General features: G+C 75.8%; 17 protein-coding genes. 8 read left to right on the top strand and 9 right to left on the bottom strand.

Annotation, left to right across the window (positions count from 1 at the left end; translation table 11 throughout):
• Nucleotides 1-78 precede the first annotated feature (78 nt).
• From nucS to CHB98_RS02685, 3 genes are all read left to right on the top strand, one after another.
• Nucleotides 79-750, top strand: a complete 672-nt coding sequence (nucS, locus tag CHB98_RS02675; RefSeq protein ID WP_089304029.1) for an endonuclease NucS — start codon at nt 79-81, stop codon at nt 748-750.
• Nucleotides 751-810: 60 nt separating this feature from the next.
• The gene (locus tag CHB98_RS02680; RefSeq protein WP_089304030.1) at nt 811-2,592 is read left to right on the top strand and encodes a 3-hydroxyacyl-CoA dehydrogenase family protein; all 1,782 of its coding nucleotides are present in this window, start codon (nt 811-813) and stop codon (nt 2,590-2,592) included.
• 73 nt (nt 2,593-2,665) lie between these two features.
• Complete coding sequence (locus CHB98_RS02685) at nt 2,666-2,908, top strand: hypothetical protein (protein WP_245820876.1); 243 nt, start codon at nt 2,666-2,668, stop codon at nt 2,906-2,908.
• On the opposite strand, the gene CHB98_RS02690 is transcribed toward CHB98_RS02685, so the two are convergent.
• From CHB98_RS02690 to CHB98_RS02715, 7 genes are all read right to left on the bottom strand, one after another.
• A complete protein-coding gene (locus tag CHB98_RS02690; protein WP_089304222.1) occupies nt 2,898-3,509 on the bottom strand; it encodes a class F sortase in 612 nt (203 codons plus the stop codon). The genes CHB98_RS02685 and CHB98_RS02690 overlap by 11 nt on opposite strands.
• Before the next feature lie 10 nt (nt 3,510-3,519).
• Nucleotides 3,520-4,347, bottom strand: a complete 828-nt coding sequence (locus tag CHB98_RS02695; protein WP_245820877.1) for a DUF4397 domain-containing protein — start codon at nt 4,345-4,347, stop codon at nt 3,520-3,522.
• A gap of 91 nt (nt 4,348-4,438) precedes the next feature.
• Nucleotides 4,439-5,332: a hypothetical protein gene (locus tag CHB98_RS20930; protein ID WP_143424916.1), complete on the bottom strand. Its 894-nt coding sequence runs from the start codon at nt 5,330-5,332 to the stop codon at nt 4,439-4,441.
• 60 nt (nt 5,333-5,392) lie between these two features.
• On the bottom strand, nt 5,393-6,667 hold the full coding sequence (locus CHB98_RS02700) for a coiled-coil domain-containing protein (protein ID WP_089304032.1): 1,275 nt from the start codon (nt 6,665-6,667) through the stop codon (nt 5,393-5,395).
• A 178-nt stretch (nt 6,668-6,845) separates the two neighbouring features.
• Nucleotides 6,846-8,177 (bottom strand): crotonyl-CoA carboxylase/reductase, encoded by a 1,332-nt coding sequence (ccrA, locus tag CHB98_RS02705; protein ID WP_089304033.1) that lies wholly within the window; start codon nt 8,175-8,177, stop codon nt 6,846-6,848.
• Nucleotides 8,178-8,326: 149 nt separating this feature from the next.
• A complete protein-coding gene (mce, locus tag CHB98_RS02710) occupies nt 8,327-8,803 on the bottom strand; it encodes a methylmalonyl-CoA epimerase (RefSeq protein ID WP_089304034.1) in 477 nt (158 codons plus the stop codon).
• Nucleotides 8,804-8,864: 61 nt separating this feature from the next.
• The gene (locus CHB98_RS02715) at nt 8,865-9,611 is read right to left on the bottom strand and encodes an alpha/beta fold hydrolase (protein WP_281251827.1); all 747 of its coding nucleotides are present in this window, start codon (nt 9,609-9,611) and stop codon (nt 8,865-8,867) included.
• 304 nt (nt 9,612-9,915) lie between these two features.
• On the opposite strand from CHB98_RS02715, the gene CHB98_RS02720 reads away from it, so the two are divergent.
• The 3 genes from CHB98_RS02720 (at nt 9,916) to CHB98_RS02730 (ending at nt 13,682) form a co-directional block, all read left to right on the top strand.
• Nucleotides 9,916-11,106 (top strand): acetyl-CoA C-acetyltransferase, encoded by a 1,191-nt coding sequence (locus CHB98_RS02720; RefSeq protein WP_089304035.1) that lies wholly within the window; start codon nt 9,916-9,918, stop codon nt 11,104-11,106.
• Nucleotides 11,103-12,119, top strand: coding sequence for a methylmalonyl Co-A mutase-associated GTPase MeaB (gene meaB / locus CHB98_RS02725; protein WP_089304036.1), 1,017 nt, complete (start codon nt 11,103-11,105; stop codon nt 12,117-12,119). Before CHB98_RS02720 ends, meaB begins: the two co-directional genes overlap by 4 nt.
• 87 nt (nt 12,120-12,206) lie before the next feature.
• Entirely contained in the window at nt 12,207-13,682 is a 1,476-nt protein-coding gene (locus tag CHB98_RS02730; RefSeq protein WP_089304037.1) for a phytoene desaturase family protein, read from the top strand.
• 61 nt (nt 13,683-13,743) lie between these two features.
• On the opposite strand, the gene CHB98_RS02735 is transcribed toward CHB98_RS02730, so the two are convergent.
• Nucleotides 13,744-14,634, bottom strand: coding sequence for a hypothetical protein (locus CHB98_RS02735; protein WP_089304038.1), 891 nt, complete (start codon nt 14,632-14,634; stop codon nt 13,744-13,746).
• A gap of 146 nt (nt 14,635-14,780) precedes the next feature.
• On the opposite strand from CHB98_RS02735, the gene CHB98_RS02740 reads away from it, so the two are divergent.
• Both CHB98_RS02740 and CHB98_RS02745 read left to right on the top strand, forming a co-directional pair.
• Nucleotides 14,781-15,305, top strand: coding sequence for a MarR family winged helix-turn-helix transcriptional regulator (locus CHB98_RS02740; protein WP_179224092.1), 525 nt, complete (start codon nt 14,781-14,783; stop codon nt 15,303-15,305).
• A gap of 42 nt (nt 15,306-15,347) precedes the next feature.
• Nucleotides 15,348-16,316: a tetratricopeptide repeat protein gene (locus CHB98_RS02745; protein ID WP_089304224.1), complete on the top strand. Its 969-nt coding sequence runs from the start codon at nt 15,348-15,350 to the stop codon at nt 16,314-16,316.
• On the opposite strand, the gene CHB98_RS02750 is transcribed toward CHB98_RS02745, so the two are convergent.
• Complete coding sequence (locus CHB98_RS02750) at nt 16,313-17,710, bottom strand: neutral zinc metallopeptidase (RefSeq protein WP_089304040.1); 1,398 nt, start codon at nt 17,708-17,710, stop codon at nt 16,313-16,315. The two genes, CHB98_RS02745 and CHB98_RS02750, sit on opposite strands and share 4 nt — an antisense overlap.
• Between the last annotated feature and the right edge of the window lie 2 nt (nt 17,711-17,712).

Raw genomic sequence — 17,712 nt, forward strand, 5'->3', positions numbered from 1 at the left:
CCGGCCAGGATGCCCCGGCCGCCCACCGGGCCCCGCCGTGCCGGGCGCGTCGTCACCCGTTCGGTACCGTCGGCGCCCGTGCGCCTGGTCATCGCCCGCTGCTCGGTCGACTACATCGGGCGGCTCACCGCCCACCTGCCCATGGCCTCCCGGCTGCTGCTGGTCAAGGCCGACGGCTCGGTGTCGGTGCACGCCGACGACCGCGCGTACAAGCCGCTGAACTGGATGACCCCGCCCTGCTCGCTGCGCGAGGAGCTGACCGACGGCGCGGGCACCTGGACGGTCACCAACAGGGTGGGCGAGCAGCTCGTCATCACCATCGAGTCCGTCGAGCACGACAGCTCCCACGAGCTGGGCGTCGACCCGGGCCTGCAGAAGGACGGCGTGGAGGCCGAGCTGCAGCGGCTGCTCGCGCTGCACGTGGAGACCTTCGGCACCGGCTGGTCCCTGGTGCGCCGCGAGTACCCGACCGCCATCGGCCCGGTGGACCTGCTCTGCCGGGACGCCGACGGGACCACCGTCGCCGTGGAGGTCAAGCGCCGCGGGGAGATCGACGGCGTGGAGCAGCTGACCCGCTACCTCGAGCTGCTCAACCGCGACCCGCTGCTCGCGCCGGTGCGCGGGGTGTTCGCCGCGCAGGAGATCCGGCCGCAGGCCCGGGTGTTGGCCGGCGACCGCGGCATCGACTGCCTCACCGTCGACTACGCCGCCCTCAAGGGCACCGACGACCCCTCCCAGCGGCTGTTCTGAAGACGCGGCCGGCGGGGTGAGAGACTCGCTGCCGACGTCCGTGGCGGAGGGGTTGGCAGCGTGGCCAGAGAACTGACCGAGGTCGGCGTGGTGGGGCTGGGCACGATGGGTGCCGGCATCGCCGAGGTGCTCGCGCGCGCGGGCCTGTCGGTCACCGCCGTGGACGTCGACGAGGCGGCCGTGGCCCGCGGCCGGGGGCACGTCGAGCAGTCCACCGGCAAGGCCCTGGCGCGCGGCAAGCTCGACGCCGCCGAGCGCGACACCATCCTCGGCCGGATCCGCTTCACCACCTCGATGGAGGAGCTGTCCGGCGCCGAGCTGGTGGTGGAGGCCGTGCCCGAGCGGATGGAGCTCAAGCGCGACATCTTCTCCACGCTGGACAAGATCTGCCCGCCGGACACCATCCTGGCCACCAACACCTCGAGCCTGTCGGTCACCGAGATCTCGGTGGCCACCGGGCGGCCGAGCAAGGTCATCGGGATGCACTTCTTCAACCCGGCGCCGGTCATGAAGCTCGTCGAGATCGTGCGCACCGTGGTCACCGAGCCCTCGGTCGTCGAGGACGTCGAGGCGCTGGCCGCCCGGCTGGGCAAGGTCGACGTCACCATCGGCGACAAGGCCGGCTTCATCGCCAACGCGCTGCTGTTCGGCTACCTGAACCACGCGGTCGCCATGTACGAGAACCGTTACGCCAGCCGCGAGGACATCGACGCGGCCATGCGGCTGGGCTGCGGCCTGCCGATGGGCCCGCTGGCGCTCATGGACCTCATCGGCCTGGACACCGCCTACGAGATCCTCGACACGATGTACCGGCAGTCGCGCGACCGGTTGCACGCGCCCACGCCGGTCATCAAGCAGATGGTGACCGCCGGGCTGCTGGGCCGGAAGTCCGGCCGGGGCTTCTACACCTACGCCGGCCGCGACTCCGCCGAGGTGGTGCCCGACGCGCACACCCCCGCGCCGGGCGGGGCCGCCGAGGGCGCCCGTGAGGTGCGCACGGTCGGCGTCGTCGGCTCCGGGACGATGGCCACCGGCATCGTCGAGGTGCTGGCCCGCGGCGGCTACGACGTCCGCTTCGTCGCCCGCTCCCCGGAGAAGGTGGAGGCGGTCGGCCGCGAGCTCGCCCGGTCGCTGGAGAAGCAGGTGCAGCGCGGCCGCCTGGAGGAGGCCGAGCGCGACGCCGCCCTCGCCCGCGTCGCCGGGACGACGTCGCTGGACGACCTCGCCGACCGCGACCTGGTCATCGAGGCGATCGCGGAGTCGCTGCCGGTCAAGGAGGCGCTGTTCGAGAACCTGGGCGAGATCGCCAGGCCCGGCGCGGTGCTGGCCACCACGACGTCCAGCCTGCCGGTCATCGAGTGCGCCCGTGCCAGCGGCCGTCCCGAGGACGTCGTCGGCATGCACTTCTTCAACCCCGCCCAGGTGATGAAGCTCGTCGAGGTGGTCTCCACGATCTCCACCGCACCCGACGTCGCGGCCACCGCGCACGCGGTGTCCGAGCGGCTGGGCAAGCACGCGGTCTCCTGCGCCGACCGTGCCGGGTTCGTCGTCAACGCGCTGCTGTTCCCCTACCTCAACGACGCGGTGCGGATGCTCGAGGCGCACTACGCGACCGCCGACGACATCGACGCGGCGATGAAGGTCGGCTGCGGCTACCCGATGGGCCCCTTCGAGCTGCTGGACGTCGTGGGCCTGGACGTGGCGCTGGCCATCGAGCGGGAGCTCTACGCGGAGTTCCGCGAGCCCGGCTTCGCGCCCGCGCCGCTGCTGGAGCACCTGGTCACCGCCGGGTACCTCGGCCGCAAGACCGGCCGCGGCTTCCGCGACCACGCCCGCCGCTGAGCCGGTGCCCCGCCGGAGCGGACGGCCCCGGCCCGGGCCGGCCGGCCGCGACCCGATCCACCGTCCCGAGACGGTGGAGGAGGCCACCGACGGCGACTGGGTGGTCCGCCGGCTCACCGGCGCGGCCAGCGGCAAGAACTACCGGTGCCCCGGCTGCGACCAGGAGATCCGCCCCGGGACGCCGCACCTGGTGACCTGGCCGGCCTACCCGCGGGACTCCGACGCCGAGCCGTGGGACACCGCGTCGGCCGCGGACCTGCGCCGGCACTGGCACACGGCCTGCTGGCAGGCCCGGGGCCACCGGCTCAGCCGGTGAGCACCGCCGTCACCACGACGTTGTCGAGGTAGCTGCGCGCGGAGCGGTCGAAGTCCCCGCCGCAGGTCACCAGCCGGAGCTCCGCCCGCGGCGTGGGGCCGTAGACGGCCTCGGTCGGGAAGTCGCGCTTGGGGTACCGGGTCACCTCCGTGACGGCGAAGCGGACCGTCGTCCCGTCCGCCCGGTCGACCAGCACCTCGTCCCCGGGGGCCAGCCCGCCGACGCGGGCGAACACCGCCGGGCCGTCGACGGAGTCCACGTGCCCGGCCACCACCGCGGGGCCGACGTCCCCGGGCACGGCCCCGCCGGTGAACCAGCCCGCCCGGCCGTAGTCCTCCGGGGGCACCAGGGCACCGGACGCGTCGGTGCCCAGCCGCAGCAGCTCGCTGTGCACCCCGGCGGCGGGCACCCGCACCCGGACCGGTGCGGCCGCCGCCCGCTCCGTGCCGCGCTCGACGACCACCGGCACCGCGGCGGTCGCGGCGGCCGGCCCCGGGGCGCCGGGGGTCAGCACGGCCACCCCGGCCACCACCGCGGCGGCGGCCAGGAGCCCCCGCACCCAGGGCAGCGCCGGGTGGGTCGGCCTGCGGTGCCGGCTCACGGCGGGCCGCTCACCGGCGGGACTGCCGGGCCAGGACCAGCCCGGCACCGGCGAGCACGGTGAGCCCCACGGCACCGAGGACGCCCGGCACCGGCCGCTGCGCCGCGCTGCCCCCGGCACCGGCCTCCACGCCCCCGGCCGGGACCGTGCCGGCCCCCGCCGCGTCCAGGACGGTGCGCACGGTGAACCCACCCCCGGGCCGGTCCAGCACGAACAGGCTGTAGACCGAGCCCGGGGCCAGGTCCAGCGGCAGCTCGGTCGGCTCGCCGTCCACGGTCACCTGCAGGCGGCCCGCGCCGCCGGCCACGGTGGCGTGCTCCCCGGCCTCGGCGAACGCCAGGTCGTCGGCGACCGGCGTCCCCCCGGCGGAGGCGTCCAGCGTCGGGGCGGTGCTGGCCGCCGACACCACGCGCACCCGCGCCTGCCCCGGCGGTGGGGGCGCGAGGTCGTCCTCGAGCACCTCCAGGCCCAGGTCGGCGAAGCGGCCGACCCCGGCGACGGTGCGCGCGCTGTCCGGGCCGACCTGCACGGTGGTGGACAGCACCGGCGGGGTGGCGGGGTCCGCGCCGGCCTGGCGCATGCTGACCGTGTAGACCCCCGCGGGCACGCCCTGGTAGTCGGAGATGGTCCCGTAGCCGACCCCGGGCACCGTGAGCAGCGCGGTGCCGTGGCCCGGGTCGGCGACGGAGTCGACGTAGACGTCGACCGCCGGGGTGTCGGGGGACAGGTGCGCCAGCCGCAGCAGGCCGGTCTCGGCGGCGCCGGCCCCGGCCGGGGTGAGGAGCACAGCGCCGGCGCTCAGGGCGGTCACGGCCAGCACGCGGATCCAGCGGTCCACGGTCGTCCTCCAGCGGGTCCGGGGAGCGGGCCGGTCGCGCCCGGCCCGGCGTCCATCTCCGCACTCCCCGCGACTCCTGTCCAACCGGGAGTCACGAGGAGGCGTCGGCCACGAGCGCGTCGGGGTCCGAGGCGTAGCGGTGGGACACCCGGACGCCGTCGTCGGTGACCTCCACGCGGTCGGGGGCGAAGGGCGGCAGCTGGGCATCCAGCCAGGTCCGCAGCCGCTCGGTCGCCGGCTGCCCGGCACCGACCGGGGCGCCGCCGACGGAGGTGAGCAGCGCGCTGCGCGCCGGCCCCCCGCTGCCCTCGGCCCGCGGCAGGGCGCCCAGGCCGATGCCGTCCTGGGCGGTCAGCACGGCCAGCAGGGACAGCAGGCGCATGTCGACGTCGGCCGCGCCCAGCACCGCGGCGGCCTCCCCGGTGGTGCGGGTGGTCGGGTTGGCGAGCACCGCCTGCGCCAGCGCCTCCCGCATGCCGAGCTGCTCGGGAGTGGGCGTGCCGGGGGAGGGGTCCACCAGGGTGAGCCCGTCGAAGGCGGCGACGACCCGGGCGCCCGGGGGCGGCCGGCCGTCGGTCACGGTGAGGACCAGGTCGCCGGGGCCGGTCGGCGCCGTGGCGCCCAGCAGGTCGTCGGTGGCGCCGGCGGCGAGCAGGTCCCCGCGGGCGCCGTCGGTCGGGCGCAGCCGGGTGCCGGGCGGCAGCTCGCGGCCGGCCCACTCCAGCAGCTCGGCCGCCGGTGTCCCGGTGGGGCCGGCGGCGACGTCGGAGGCCCGGGGCGGGTCGGCGGGGGTGGGGACGGCCGCCGGTGGCGGTGCGCCGCTGCCGGCGGCGGGCGGGGCCCCGGTCGCGGGCTGCCCGCCGTCCCCGCCGAGGACGAGCCCGGTGACGGCGGCGGTGAGCACCGCCAGCAGCGCCACCGCCACGACGGCCGCACCGCGACGGCCCGCCGGCAGCGCGGGCGGCCGGGGACGGCGGGTCGGCACCTGGTCTCCTCCCCGGCGTCCGTGGGCGGTCCTGCGGTGCCCGGCCGCCGGCGGCCGGGGTCAGCGCCGGCCGGGGGTGACCGGCTCGTCGGTGTCCGCGGTGTCGGCCTCGGCGCCCACGGCCGGCTGCACCAGCGTCGGCGGGTCCACCCGGGACGGCGTCGCGGCAGGGGAGCTGCCGGTGGTGACCGGGCGCAGCTGCTGGGTGGTCTGCGGGTCCGGTGTCGCCGGGTCGGCCGGGGTGACCGCCGGCTGCGTGGGCGGGGCCGCAGGCCGGGTGGGCTGGCGGGCCGCGGCGGCCTCGCCGTTGCCCGGCAGCGGCTCGACGGGCCGCTGCCCCTGCTGCGGGGAGGGGGTGGGCCGCACCACGGGCCGGTGGCCGGTGACCGGGCCGACCGGCGGCGGGGAGGAGATGACCGGGCCGGCGGGCGACCACTCGTCGCGGACCTGCTCGGTCTGGCCCGGCACGGAGCGGGGCGTGGGCTGCGGGCGGACCGGGGCCTGCGGCCGGGCGTCCCCCTGCGGCTCGGGCCGCCGGTCACCGAGGTCCGGCAGCCGCTCCAGCAGGCGGCGGGCCTCGAGCAGCCGGCCGGTGAGCTCGTCGCGCACCGAGCGGACGGCGGCCGCGGCGGCCTCGGCGTCGCTGACCAGCCGGGCGGCGTGCTCCTCGGCGGCGGCGACGCGCTGCCGGGCGGCCTCGGCCGACGTCCGGTCGCGCTCCTCGTCGATCCGGGCGGCCTCCTGCCGGCGCGCCCGCTGGGCGATGTCGAAGTCCTCCTCGACCTTGGCCCGCCGGGCCTGGGACTCCGCGTCCAGCCGGGCGACCTTCTCCAGGGCCTTGGCGACCAGCTCGTCGGCGCGGATCTGTGCCTTGCTGGCGATCTGCTCGGCGGCCTGCCGCGCCTCGGCGATCATGCGGTCCACCTCGGCCTGGCCGGCCGCGTGCCGCTCGTGCATCGCCCGTTCCTCGGCGGCGGTGTGCTCCTGCAGGGCCTGCGCCTCCTGGGCGGCCGACCGCCGGATCTCCGCAGCCTCCTCCTCGGCCAGCCGGAGCATGTGCTGGATGCGCTCGCTGATGTTCTCGAAGGTCGTCGGCCCCGAGGACGCGGCCTTGCGGCGCAGCTGGTCGACCTCCCCGTGCAGCGCCGACAGCTGGCCGGCGAGGTCCGACGAGCGGGTCATCGCCGCGTCCCGGTCGGCGAGGGCGACCTGGATGTCGGCCTCGAGCCGCTCGATCGTCTCGGCCACCTGGTGCCGGTCGTAGCCCCGGAGCACCACGTCGAACGAGTGCTGGGCCTCGCGCATCGGCAGCATGTCGCGGCGGGGATCGGTCATGCGGTCATCCTCGCAGAGTCGGCGGACGGGCCCGGCGTGTTCCCGGACCCTCCCCTGCAGGGTGCCAGCACCGCCCGGGGCCGCGCCACGCGCCGGGAGTGTCCCGTCGGGACACCCCCGGCGCGGCAGTGGGAGGTCTGGGCGGCCCTGCTGCAGGGTCCCGCCGGAGGGTCCTCCGTCAGACCCCGCGGAAGCGGTTGATCGCGGCCAGGTGCTTCTCCCGCTTGGCGGTGTCCTTGACGCCGAGGCCCTCCCGCGGGGCGAGGGTCAGCACACCCACCTTGCCCTGGTGCAGGTTGCCCTTGACGTCGCAGGCGGCCTGGCCGACGTCCTCCATCGGGTAGACCTTGGACAGCGTCGGGTGCACCAGGCCCTTGTCGATCAGCCGGTTGGCCTCCCACGCCTCGCTGTAGTTGGCGAAGTGCGAGCCGATGATCCGCTTGAGGTTCATCCACAGGTAGCGGTTGTCGTACTGGTGCAGGTACCCGGTGGTGGAGGCGCAGGTGACGATCGTGCCGCCCTTCTTGGCGACGTAGACGCTGGCGCCGAAGGTGTCCCGGCCCGGGTGCTCGAAGACGATGTCGACGTCGTCGCCACCGGTGAGCTCCCGGATCTTCTTGCCCAGCCGCTGCCACTCCCGCGGGTCCTGGGTGTCGGCGTCCTTCCAGAACCGGTAGTCCTCGGCGGAGCGGTCGATGACGAGTTCGGCACCCATGGACCGGACGATCTCGGCCTTCTCGGCGCTGCCGACGACGCAGACCGGGATGGCGCCGCCGTTGAGCGCCATCTGGGTGGCGTAGGAGCCCAGCCCGCCCGACGCCCCCCAGATCAGCACGACGTCACCCTGCTTCATGCCCGCGCCGTTGCGGCTGACCAGCTGCCGGTAGGCGGTGGAGTTGACCAGCCCGGGCGCGGCGGCCTCCTCCCACGTCAGGTGCGCCGGCTTGGGCATCAGCTGGTTGCTCTTGACCAGTGCGAGCTCGGCCAGGCCGCCGAAGTTGGTCTCGAAGCCCCAGATCCGCTGCTGCGGGTCCAGCATCGTGTCGTCGTGCCCGGCCGGGTCCTCCAGCTCCACCGACAGGCAGTGCGCCACCACCTCGTCACCGGGCTTCCAGCGGTTCACCCCCGGGCCCACCCGCAGCACGACGCCGGCCAGGTCGGAGCCGACCACGTGGTACGGGAGGTCGTGCCGCTTGGCCAGGTCGTGCAGGCGCCCGTAGCGCTCCAGGAACCCGAAGGTCGACACCGGCTCGAAGATCGACGTCCAGACGGTGTTGTAGTTCACCGAGGACGCCATGACGGCGACGACCGCCTCGCCCGGGCCGAGCTCCGGGGTGGGCACCTCCTCGACGTGCAGGGACTTGCGGGGGTCCTTCTCCTTGGTGCTCAGGCCCTCGAACATGTCCTGCTCGTCCTTGCGGACCAGCACGGCGCGGTAGGACCCCGGCACCGGCAGCGCCGCGACGGCGTCCAACTCGTCGGCGAGGATGGCGTCCCTGATCTCGTCCACGTGCGTCTCCCGGGTGTCGTCGGCTGGAGCGTGGCGGCAGATGTTACCGGTGGGTAGCACGCACGTCAGCCCGCCGGTCGGGCAGGTCGGTGCCCGTCCGCCGCCGGCTGGAGCGTGGCGGCAGATGTTACCGGTGGGTAGCACGCACGTCAGCCCGCCGGTCGGGCAGGTCGGTGCCCGTCCGCCGCCGGCTCGACCAGCTCGACGAGGACGCCGCCGGCGTCCTTGGGGTGCACGAAGTTGACCCGGCTGCCGGACGTGCCGCGCCGGGGCGTGTCGTAGAGCAGCCGCAGGCCGCGCTCGCGCAGCGTCGCCGCGGCCGCCTCCACGTCGGTCACCCGCAGGGCCAGCTGCTGCAGGCCTGGACCGGAGCGCCCGATGAACTTCGCGATCGTCGACTCGGGGGTCAGCGGGGCGAGCAGCTGGATGCGGGTGTCCCCGTCGCCGACGGCGAGCATCGCCTCGCGGACGCCCTGCTCCTCGTTGACCTCCTCGTGCACCGCGTGCACGCCGAGGGCCTGGGCGTAGAAGGCCAGCGCCTCGTCGAGGTCCGGGACGGCGATGCCGACGTGGTCGACGGCGGTGAACAGCTCGGCCGGCAGGCCGGTGCGCGGGTCGGTGGTCACCGCGGCATCCTCCCGCACGCCCGGGCGCCCCCGTGCGCAGGAGGCACCCGGACGCGGGGCGTCAGCGCGCCAGGAAGCGGATCAGCGCCTCGTTGAACTGCTCGGGGTGCGACGTGTTGATGCCGTGCGGGCCGCCCTCGATGACGACCAGCTCGCTGCCCGGGATCAGCTCGTGCGAGCGCCTGCCGCTGACCTCCAGCGGCACGATCGCGTCGGAGTCGCCGTGGACGACCAGCGTCGGCACGGTCACCCGCGCCACGTCGCCGCGGAAGTCGGTGCGGCCGAACGCCGTGATGCAGTCGAGCGTGCCCTTCGGCGAGGCGGACTCGGCGATGCGCAGGGCGTACTGCCGCTGCTGCTCGCTGACCGCCGGTCCCTTGAGCAGGCTGCTGCCGCCCGGGGTGAAGAAGTCCTCGGTGAACCCGTCGAGGAAGGCCGGCCGGTCGCTGGTGACGCCCTGCTGGAACTGCTCGATGGTCGCGTCGTCCAGCCCGCCGTCGGGGTTGTCCGCGGACTCGTACAGGTACGGCGGGACGGCGGCGGCCAGCACCGCGCGGCTGACCCGCTCGGTGCCGTGCGTGGCCAGGTGGCGCACGACCTCCCCGCCGCCCATGGAGAAGCCGACGAGCGCGACGTCGCGCAGGTCCAGGTGCTCGAGCAGCGCGTGCAGGTCGGCGGTGAAGGTGTCGTAGTCGTAGCCGCCCCAGGGCTGCGAGGACTCGCCGAAGCCGCGGCGGTCGTAGGTGACGACGCGGTGGCCGGCGGCCACCAGCGGGCCGACCTGCGCCTCCCAGGAGCGGCCGGACAGCGGTTACCCGTGGATGAGCACGACCGGCCGCCCGGTCCCGACGTCCTGGTGGTGCAGCTCGACCGGCTGGCCGTTGTCGCTCCCGACGGTCACGCGGGGCATGGGGTGTCCTCCTCGGAGCGGGTGAGCGGTCAGCTCGTCCCCTACCCGGTCGTGCGCCACCGGACGCATCCGGCGGCCCGGGCGCGCGGGGCACCCCCGCCGAACGCCCTATCCTCGGGGGGAGATCGACGCCGTGTCCCCGGGGTGCGGCGGCCCCGACCCGCAGTCGCCAGCGTCGGCGACCCGCCCCTGGAGGCAACCCATGTCCCGTTCGGTCATCGTCAGCGGCGCCCGCACCCCGATGGGCCGGCTGCTCGGCTCGCTCAAGGACTTCTCCGCCGCGGACCTCGGCGCGGTGGCGATCAAGGCCGCCCTCGACCGGGCCGGGATCTCCGGCGACCAGGTGGAGTACGTGATCATGGGGCAGGTGCTGCAGGCCGGCGCCGGCCAGAACCCCGCCCGTCCCGCAGCGGTGGCCGCCGGCATCCCCATGTCGGTGCCGTCGATCACCGTGAACAAGGTCTGCCTGTCGGGCCTGAGCGCCATCGCGATGGCCGACCAGCTCATCCGCGCCGGCGAGTTCGACGTCGTGGTGGCCGGCGGGCAGGAGTCGATGACCAACGCCCCGCACCTGCTGCCCAACTCACGCACCGGCACCAAGTACGGCAACGCCACGCTGGTCGACGCCATGGCGCACGACGGGCTGTCGGACACCTTCGACCAGGTCGCCATGGGCCAGCTCACCGAGCAGGCCAACAGCCGCTACGACCTCACCCGCGAGGAGCAGGACGCGTTCGCCGCCGAGAGCCACCAGAAGGCCGCCCGCGCGGGCAAGAACGGCATCTTCGACGAGGCGATCGCCCCGGTGCTCATCCCGCAGCGCAAGGGTGACCCGATCGAGTTCCGTGACGACGAGGGCGTCCGCGCCGACACCACGGTCGAGACGCTGGCGCGGTTGAAGCCGGCCTTCGCGGCGGACGGCACGATCACCGCGGGCACCTCCTCGCAGATCTCCGACGGCGCCTGCGCGGTCGTCGTCATGAGCGCCGAGAAGGCCGCGGAGCTCGGCATCACCCCGATCGCCGAGATCGGCGCCCACGGGGTGGTCGCCGGACCCGACGCCACGCTGCAGAGCCAGCCGTCGCGCGCGGTCCAGCGGGCCTGCGAGCGCGAGGGGATCGACCCGGGGGAGCTCGACCTCGTCGAGTTCAACGAGGCCTTCGCCGCCGTCGCCCTCGTCTCCACCCGGGAGCTCGGTATCGACCCGGAGAAGGTCAACCCCAACGGCGGCGCGATCGCCCTGGGGCACCCGATCGGCATGAGCGGCGCCCGGGTGGTCCTGGACGTGGCCCTCGAGCTGCGCCGTCGCGGCGGCGGTGTCGGTGCCGCGGCGCTCTGCGGCGGCGGCGGCCAGGGCGACGCGCTCATCCTGCACGTGCCCGCCCGCGCGTGACCCCAGGGGACACCCCCGACCCGACCCCCGGCCCCGCCTCCCCCTCCGGGGGGCGGGGGCGCGCGCCGGACGTCCGTGAGCTGGTCGACCGCGCCCGGGACGGCGAGGCCCGCGCGGTGGCCCGGCTGATCTCGCTGGTCGAGGACGCCGGCCCCGCGGTGCGCGAGGTCGCCGCGGCGCTGGCCCCGCACACCGGGCACGCCCAGGTCGTCGGCCTCACCGGCGCGCCCGGTGTCGGCAAGTCCACGACGACCACCGCGCTGGTGCGCGTGCTGCGCGGGCGCGGCCTCCGGGTCGGCGTCCTCGCCGTCGACCCGTCGTCCCCCTTCTCCGGCGGGGCGCTGCTCGGCGACCGGGTGCGCATGGAGGACCACGCCGGGGACGACGGGGTCTACATCCGCTCGATGGCCGCCCGCGGCCACCTCGGCGGGCTGGCCCGGGCCACCCCGCAGGCGCTGCGGGTGCTCGACGCCGCCGGGTGCGACGTGGTGCTGGTGGAGACCGTCGGCGTGGGCCAGTCCGAGCTCGAGGTCGCCTCGCTGGCCGACACCACCGTGGTGCTGCTCGCGCCCGGCATGGGCGACGGCATCCAGGCGGCCAAGGCCGGGATCCTCGAGGTCGCCGACGTGCTGGTGGTCAACAAGGCCGACCGGGACGGTGCCGACCGCACGGTGCGCGACCTGCGGTCGGCGCTGGGCCTCGGCGGGCGGCACGAGACCCCCGGGGCCTGGTGCCCGCCCGTCGTGCGCACCGTGGCGACCACCGGCACCGGCGTCGACGACCTGGTGCGGGCCCTCGGTGAGCACCGCGCGTGGCTCGCGTCCTCGGGGGAGGGGCCCCGGCGGCGGTCGGCCCGCGCGGCGCGGGAGATCGAGGCGGTCGCGCTGGGCGCGCTGCGCGAGCGGATGGGCGACGTGCGCGGGTCGGCGGCGCTGGCCACGCTGGCCGACCAGGTGGCCGCCGGGCGGACCGACCCCTTCCGGGCCGCCGCGCTGCTCCTGGACCGGCTGTAGGGCCTGCTCCTGGAGCAGTTGGTGGGTGTTGCCCGGGCAGCGGCGCGGCGCGGCGGGCAGGATGGCCGGGGTGGACGGGCAGTGGCAGTGAACGGCAGGCCGGACGCCGTCGTGGTCGGCGCGGGCCCGAACGGACTGGCCGGGGCGCTGCGGCTGGCCGCGGCCGGGCTGCGGGTGCAGGTCGTGGAGCACGCGTCCCGGCCCGGGGGCGGGATGCGCACCGAGGAGCTCATGCGCCCCGGCTACCGGCACGACGTCTGCTCGATCGTGCACCCGATGGCCGCGGCGTCCCCCTTCTTCCAGGAGTTCGACCTGGCCAGCCGCGGCGTGCGGCTGGTGCACCCCGAGGTCTGCTACGCCCACCCGCTCGACGGCGGGCGGGCCTCGGTGTCCCGGCGCTCGCTCGAGGAGACCGCCGACGGCCTGGGCCCCGACGGGCCGGCCTACCGGCAGCTGTTCGGCCCGCTGGTCGAGCACGGGCAGGACGTCGTCGACTACTTCCTCACCAGCCGGCTGCGCCGGCTGCCCACCCGCAGCGTGGGCGCGGTGACCCGGTTCGCGCTCAACGCGCTGCCGAACATCCGCTGGCTGGCCCACCGGTACTTCCAGACCGACGGCGCGCGGGCGCTGATCGCCGGTGCCGCGGCCCACGGGATGCTCGACCTGTCCCGGCCGCTCACCGCCGGGCTCGGCCTGGTCCTCGGCATGACCGCGCACCACGGCGGGTGGCCGCTGATCGAGGGCGGCTCGCAGAACCTCGCCGACGCCATGGTCACCGCGATCGAGCAGCAGGGCGGCGAGGTGGTCACCGGGCACACCGTGACCGACCTGCGGGAGTTCGACGGGGTGCCGGTGGTGCTGCTGGACACCACGCCCCGCGCCTTCGTCGACATGGCCGGTGACCGGGTGCACGAGGGCTACCGCCGGTGGGTGTCCCGCTACAAGCACGGCCCCGGCGTCTTCAAGATCGACTGGATCCTGTCAGAGCCGGTGCCGTGGGCGAACCCCGAGGTCCGCCGGGCGGGCACCATCCACGTGGCCGGCACGCTGGAGGAGACGATGGCGGGGGAGTCCGCCCCCGCGGCCGGCCGCGACACCGACCGGCCCTACGTCCTCGCCGTCCAGCCCACGGTGGTCGACCCGACCCGCGCCCCGGCGGGCGGGCACGTGTTCTGGGCCTACGTGCACGTGCCGCACGGCTCGGACGTCGACGTGACCGGGGCGATCGAGGCGCAGATCGAGCGGTTCGCGCCCGGCTTCCGCGACACGATCGTCGAGCGGGCCACCAAGAACGCCCCGCAGATGCAGGCGTGGAACCCCAACCACGTCGGCGGGGACATCTCCAACGGCGAGGCGTCGCTGCTGCAGATGCTGGCCCGCCCGGTGCCGCGGTGGAACACCTACAAGACCCCGGTGCCGGGCACGTACCTGGCCTCGGCCGCCACCCCGCCCGGGCCGGCCGTCCACGGCATGTGCGGGGACAACGCGGCCCGGGTGGCGCTGCGCGAGGTCTTCGGCCTGCGGCACGTGCCGCCGCTGCGTCCCGCCCCGTCCACCGCCTGACCGCCCCTCGCCGGCGCCGAGATCCGCCTGGGGGCGGCGTCGGAGGTGCGGGAAGCAGCGCTCAGGCGGATCTCGGGGCGCCGAGGGCCGCGCAGATGCGGGCGACCAGTTCCGCCTCGCGGTGCAGGTCGGCCGCCGTCACGAAGACGACCCGCCACCCGGCCGCGGTGAGCCGGTTCAGCCGCGCACGGTCCCTGGCCACCTGCTGCGGCTGTCCGTGCCAGGTCCCCTCGTACTCGACGGCGAGGCGGTGCTCCGGCCAGGCCAGGTCGACGCGCGCCACGAACCGTCCGCCGGCGTCCAGCACCACGTACTGCGCGACGGGCCGGGGGAGCGGCGCGGCGTGCAGAATCAGCCGGAGCCGGGTCTCCTGCGGTGACTCCGCCAGGCCGTCGGCGCGGGCCAGTGCCGACCGGACGAGGCGGCAGTCGCGGCCCACCAACCGCTCACCGGCCGCGCGGGCGTCGGCGAGCGAGACCCGGCCGAGCCGCAGGAACCGGTCGACGGCCACCACGGCCTCGTCCGGCGGGCGGAGGGCGGCGAGGTCCAGCACCGTGCGCACCGGGCTGGTCACGGCCAGCCCCCACCAGGTGACCACGTCCTCGGGCGCCAGCCGGCGGCGGCGCAGCCGCACCCCGTCGATGCCCCCGTGGTGGGCGCCCGGCGGGAGGGTGCAGTCGACGACGTCGTCGGGCCCGGCCAGGTCGGCTCCCCACCACACCCCGGCGCTGTGCCCGCTCGCCACGGCACCGGGCAGCAGCACGCGGACGGCGGCCACCGTCCGCACCCGATGGGTGACGTCCAGCGTCGAGCAGGCGTACACGTCGGGGAACACCCGCTGCCAGGCCGAGCTGCGCAGCTGGCCGCGGGTCAACCACCCCTCGCGCAGGACGGCCGAGCCCCGGAAGACCCGGCCGTGCAGCCGGGCCGGCCGGATCGGGGCGGGGGGCACCGCTGCACCCTGCCGGAGAACGGGGTGCGGGCTCCCGGCTGTCCACGGGCGCCGCCGACATCCGGCCGAGGGCGGCGTCGGGGCGGCCGATGCCGCCACGGGACGGATCTCGAGGCCGGGAGGCGGTCCCCGTACCCTCGGCACCCGTGGTCCGTCCGCTGGGGTTGCCGTTCGATCCCATCGCGCGCGCCGGGGAGTCCTGGGAGCGGCGCTTCGGCCCGGCCGCCGCGATGCGGGCGGCGACGTCGGTCTTCCGCGTGCAGCAGATCCTGCTCGCCCGCTTCGACGAGGCGCTGCGGCCCCACGCGCTGACCTTCGCCCGCTACGAGGTGCTGGTCCTGCTCACCTTCAGCCGCACCGGCGAGCTGCCGCTGAAGGTCATCGGCAGCCGGCTGATGGTGCACCCGACCAGCGTCACCAACGCCATCGACCGGCTGGTCGCCGCCGGCTACGTCGCCCGCCGGCCCAACCCGGCCGACGGGCGCGGCGTGCTGGCCGCGATCACCGACCGCGGGCGGGCCGTCGTCGAGGAGGCCACCGCCGCGCTGACCGGGCTGGACTTCGGCCTCGGCGACGTCCCCGACGCGGAGCTGGACACGCTGTTCACCATCCTCGAGCGGGTCCGCCGCGGGGCCGGTGACGTGGCCGACGACGGGACCCCTGCCGGCTGACCGCCGCGGCACCGTCCCTGCGGCGATGGGATGATCGAGGCCATGCAGCCCACCCGTCCCGGACGCCCCGACCCGCGCGCGCAGGCCCAGCAGGCGCAGCTGGCCGCCTCCCTCGCCGGCGCGGTCGACCTCGCCGCCGTCAAGGCCCGCTCCGAGGCCGCGGCACGGGCCCAGGCCGCACCCCCGCCCAGCCCGGCGGCGCCCGCCGGTGCGCCGGGCTCGGCCGTCGTCGACGTCTCCGAGGCCACCTTCCAGGCCGAGGTGCTCGACCGGTCCTTCCAGGTGCCGGTCGTGCTCGACCTGTGGGCCGAGTGGTGCGGGCCGTGCAAGCAGCTGTCCCCGGTGCTCGAGCGGCTGGCCGCGGAGGGCGGCGGCTCGTGGGTGCTGGCCAAGGTCGACGTGGACGCCAACCCCGCGCTGGCCCAGGGCCTGCGGGTGCAGGGCATCCCGGCGGTGAAGGCGGTCTGGCAGGGCCAGCTGGTGGCGGAGTTCACCGGCGCGATCCCCGAGGAGCAGGCGCGGCAGTTCGTCACCGAGCTGGTGCGGGCCACGACCGGGGGCGCCGTCCCGGGCACCGGCGCCGCGGACGACGGCGAGGCGGAGGACCCGCGCCTGGACGCCGCCGAGGCGGCGCTGGAGCGTGGCGACCTGGGCGCCGCCGAGGCCGCCTACCAGTCGATCCTCGACGCCGAGCCCGACCACCCGGTGGCCGGGCTGGCGCTGCGCCAGGTGCAGCTGTTCCGGCGGGCCGACGAGGCCGGCCCGGACGCGCTCGTGGCCGCCGACGATGCCCCGGACGACGTCGCCGCGCAGGCCCGCGCCGCGGACTTCCTGCTCGGCACCGGCGACGTCGAGGGGGCCTTCGGCCGCCTGCTGGACGTCGTGCGCCGGACCGCGGGGGAGGACCGCGACCAGGCCCGCCGCCACCTGGTGGAGCTGTTCGGCGTCGTCGGCGACCAGGACCCGCGGGTGGCCGCCGCCCGCCGCCAGCTCACCCTGGCGCTCTACTAGACCCCCACGTCGCAGGCGGCGGCGCCCTCGAAGAAGCCGTTGCGGAAGAGGTCGACCAGCTGGAAGCCGCTCAGCTGCACGTCGGGCACCACCGACGGGTCGGTGCCGTAGGCGAGCAGGAACTGGGCGGCCTCGTCGATGTCGCCGGGTGAGATCTCCGCGGTCCTGAGCTCGTTGTCGAAGAAGACCGCGGAGAACCACCCGGTCAGGCACACCGCCGATCGGACGGCCTCCCCGCCGTCGCTGGACAGCCCCAGCTGCTCACGGGCGGCCAGCGCGTAGGGCAGCGAGACGGCGGTGATGACGGCGTAGTCGGCGTTGCCGAGCTGCTCGTAGGCCGGTCCGGCCAGGTCCTCGACGTCGTAGCCGACGAGGCCCTCGTCGGGGCAGAAGACCAGGTCGAGATCGTCGGTGGCGCAGTCCGGGGCGGTGCCGGCGAACGGCTGGACCCCCGGCGCGGTGAAGGTCTCGCCGAAGACCTGGTCGAAGGTGAGGGTCCAGAACTCGGCCAGGCCGTCGGCGGCGAACCCCTGGGCCGCCTGGAAGGGCGCGTTCCCGCCGCTGGCGGCGTCGTTCGCGCTGCGGAAGGCACTCTGGGTGTAGGGCCGCTGGGCGGTGAAGTTGTCGCGGCAGGCGGTGTTACCGGCGTCGAAGCCCTCCTGGAAGGCCGAGATGCGGTCGAAGTAGGAGCCGTGGGCGGCCTCGGTGGTGATGCTGGTGCCCACCGGGTCACGCAGCAGCAGGTAGCCGGCCAGCACCTCGTCGAGCTCGGGCGCGCGGATCTGCGAGTGCCGGCCCTGCCCGTCCGCGACCCACGCCGTCCAGGCGCCGGCGAAGCAGTCGGCCTGGGTCTCCACGGAGATGGAGTAGTCGGGGTAGCCGACCCGGCCCTGCACCGCGTGCCCGAACTCGTGGGCCATCACCAGCGCCGGGATGAACCGCCCGTGCTGCTCGGCGAGCTCGCCCAGGAACGCGCGGTCGTAGCTGATCGAGTCGGAGTTCGGGGCGTCGGGGGCCTGGCAGTAGAACGCGTTGCCCTCCACCTCGCGCGGGTCCGAGCCGCAGCCGATGCCCTGCGGGTGGTCCACCGGGTCGACGTCGCCCGGGTCGACGCTGAAGTAGCCGCCCGCCAGCGGCTCGAAGTCCCGCCCGAAGACCTCGGGGGACTGCTGGGCCCAGAACGTCTCCAGGTCGGCCAGCGCGTTGCGGGCCAGGGTGTCCACCGGCCCGTCGGTGGCGCCGACGACGGTCAGCTCGGCGGCCGGCAGGTCGGACGCCGGTGGCTGTGCCGCGCTCGGCAGGCCGATGACGACCGAGGAGCAGCCGGACAGGACGAGCAGCGCGGCCGTGGCCACCGGCGCCACGGCCGCGCGTCGCGGGGAGGAGGCAGGCATGT

This window comes from Geodermatophilus pulveris, from assembly GCF_900188375.1.
GTDB lineage: Bacteria > Actinomycetota > Actinomycetes > Mycobacteriales > Geodermatophilaceae > Geodermatophilus > Geodermatophilus pulveris.

Excerpts from the sequence above, each read along its gene's own strand:
- CHB98_RS02700 (WP_089304032.1), bottom strand. The coding sequence starts at position 6,667 with ATGACCGATCCCCGCCGCGACATGCTGCCGATGCGCGAGGCCCAGCAC.
- CHB98_RS02720 (WP_089304035.1), top strand. The coding sequence starts at position 9,916 with ATGTCCCGTTCGGTCATCGTCAGCGGCGCCCGCACCCCGATGGGCCGG.
- CHB98_RS02745 (WP_089304224.1), top strand. The coding sequence starts at position 15,348 with ATGCAGCCCACCCGTCCCGGACGCCCCGACCCGCGCGCGCAGGCCCAG.
- CHB98_RS02750 (WP_089304040.1), bottom strand. The coding sequence starts at position 17,710 with ATGCCTGCCTCCTCCCCGCGACGCGCGGCCGTGGCGCCGGTGGCCACG.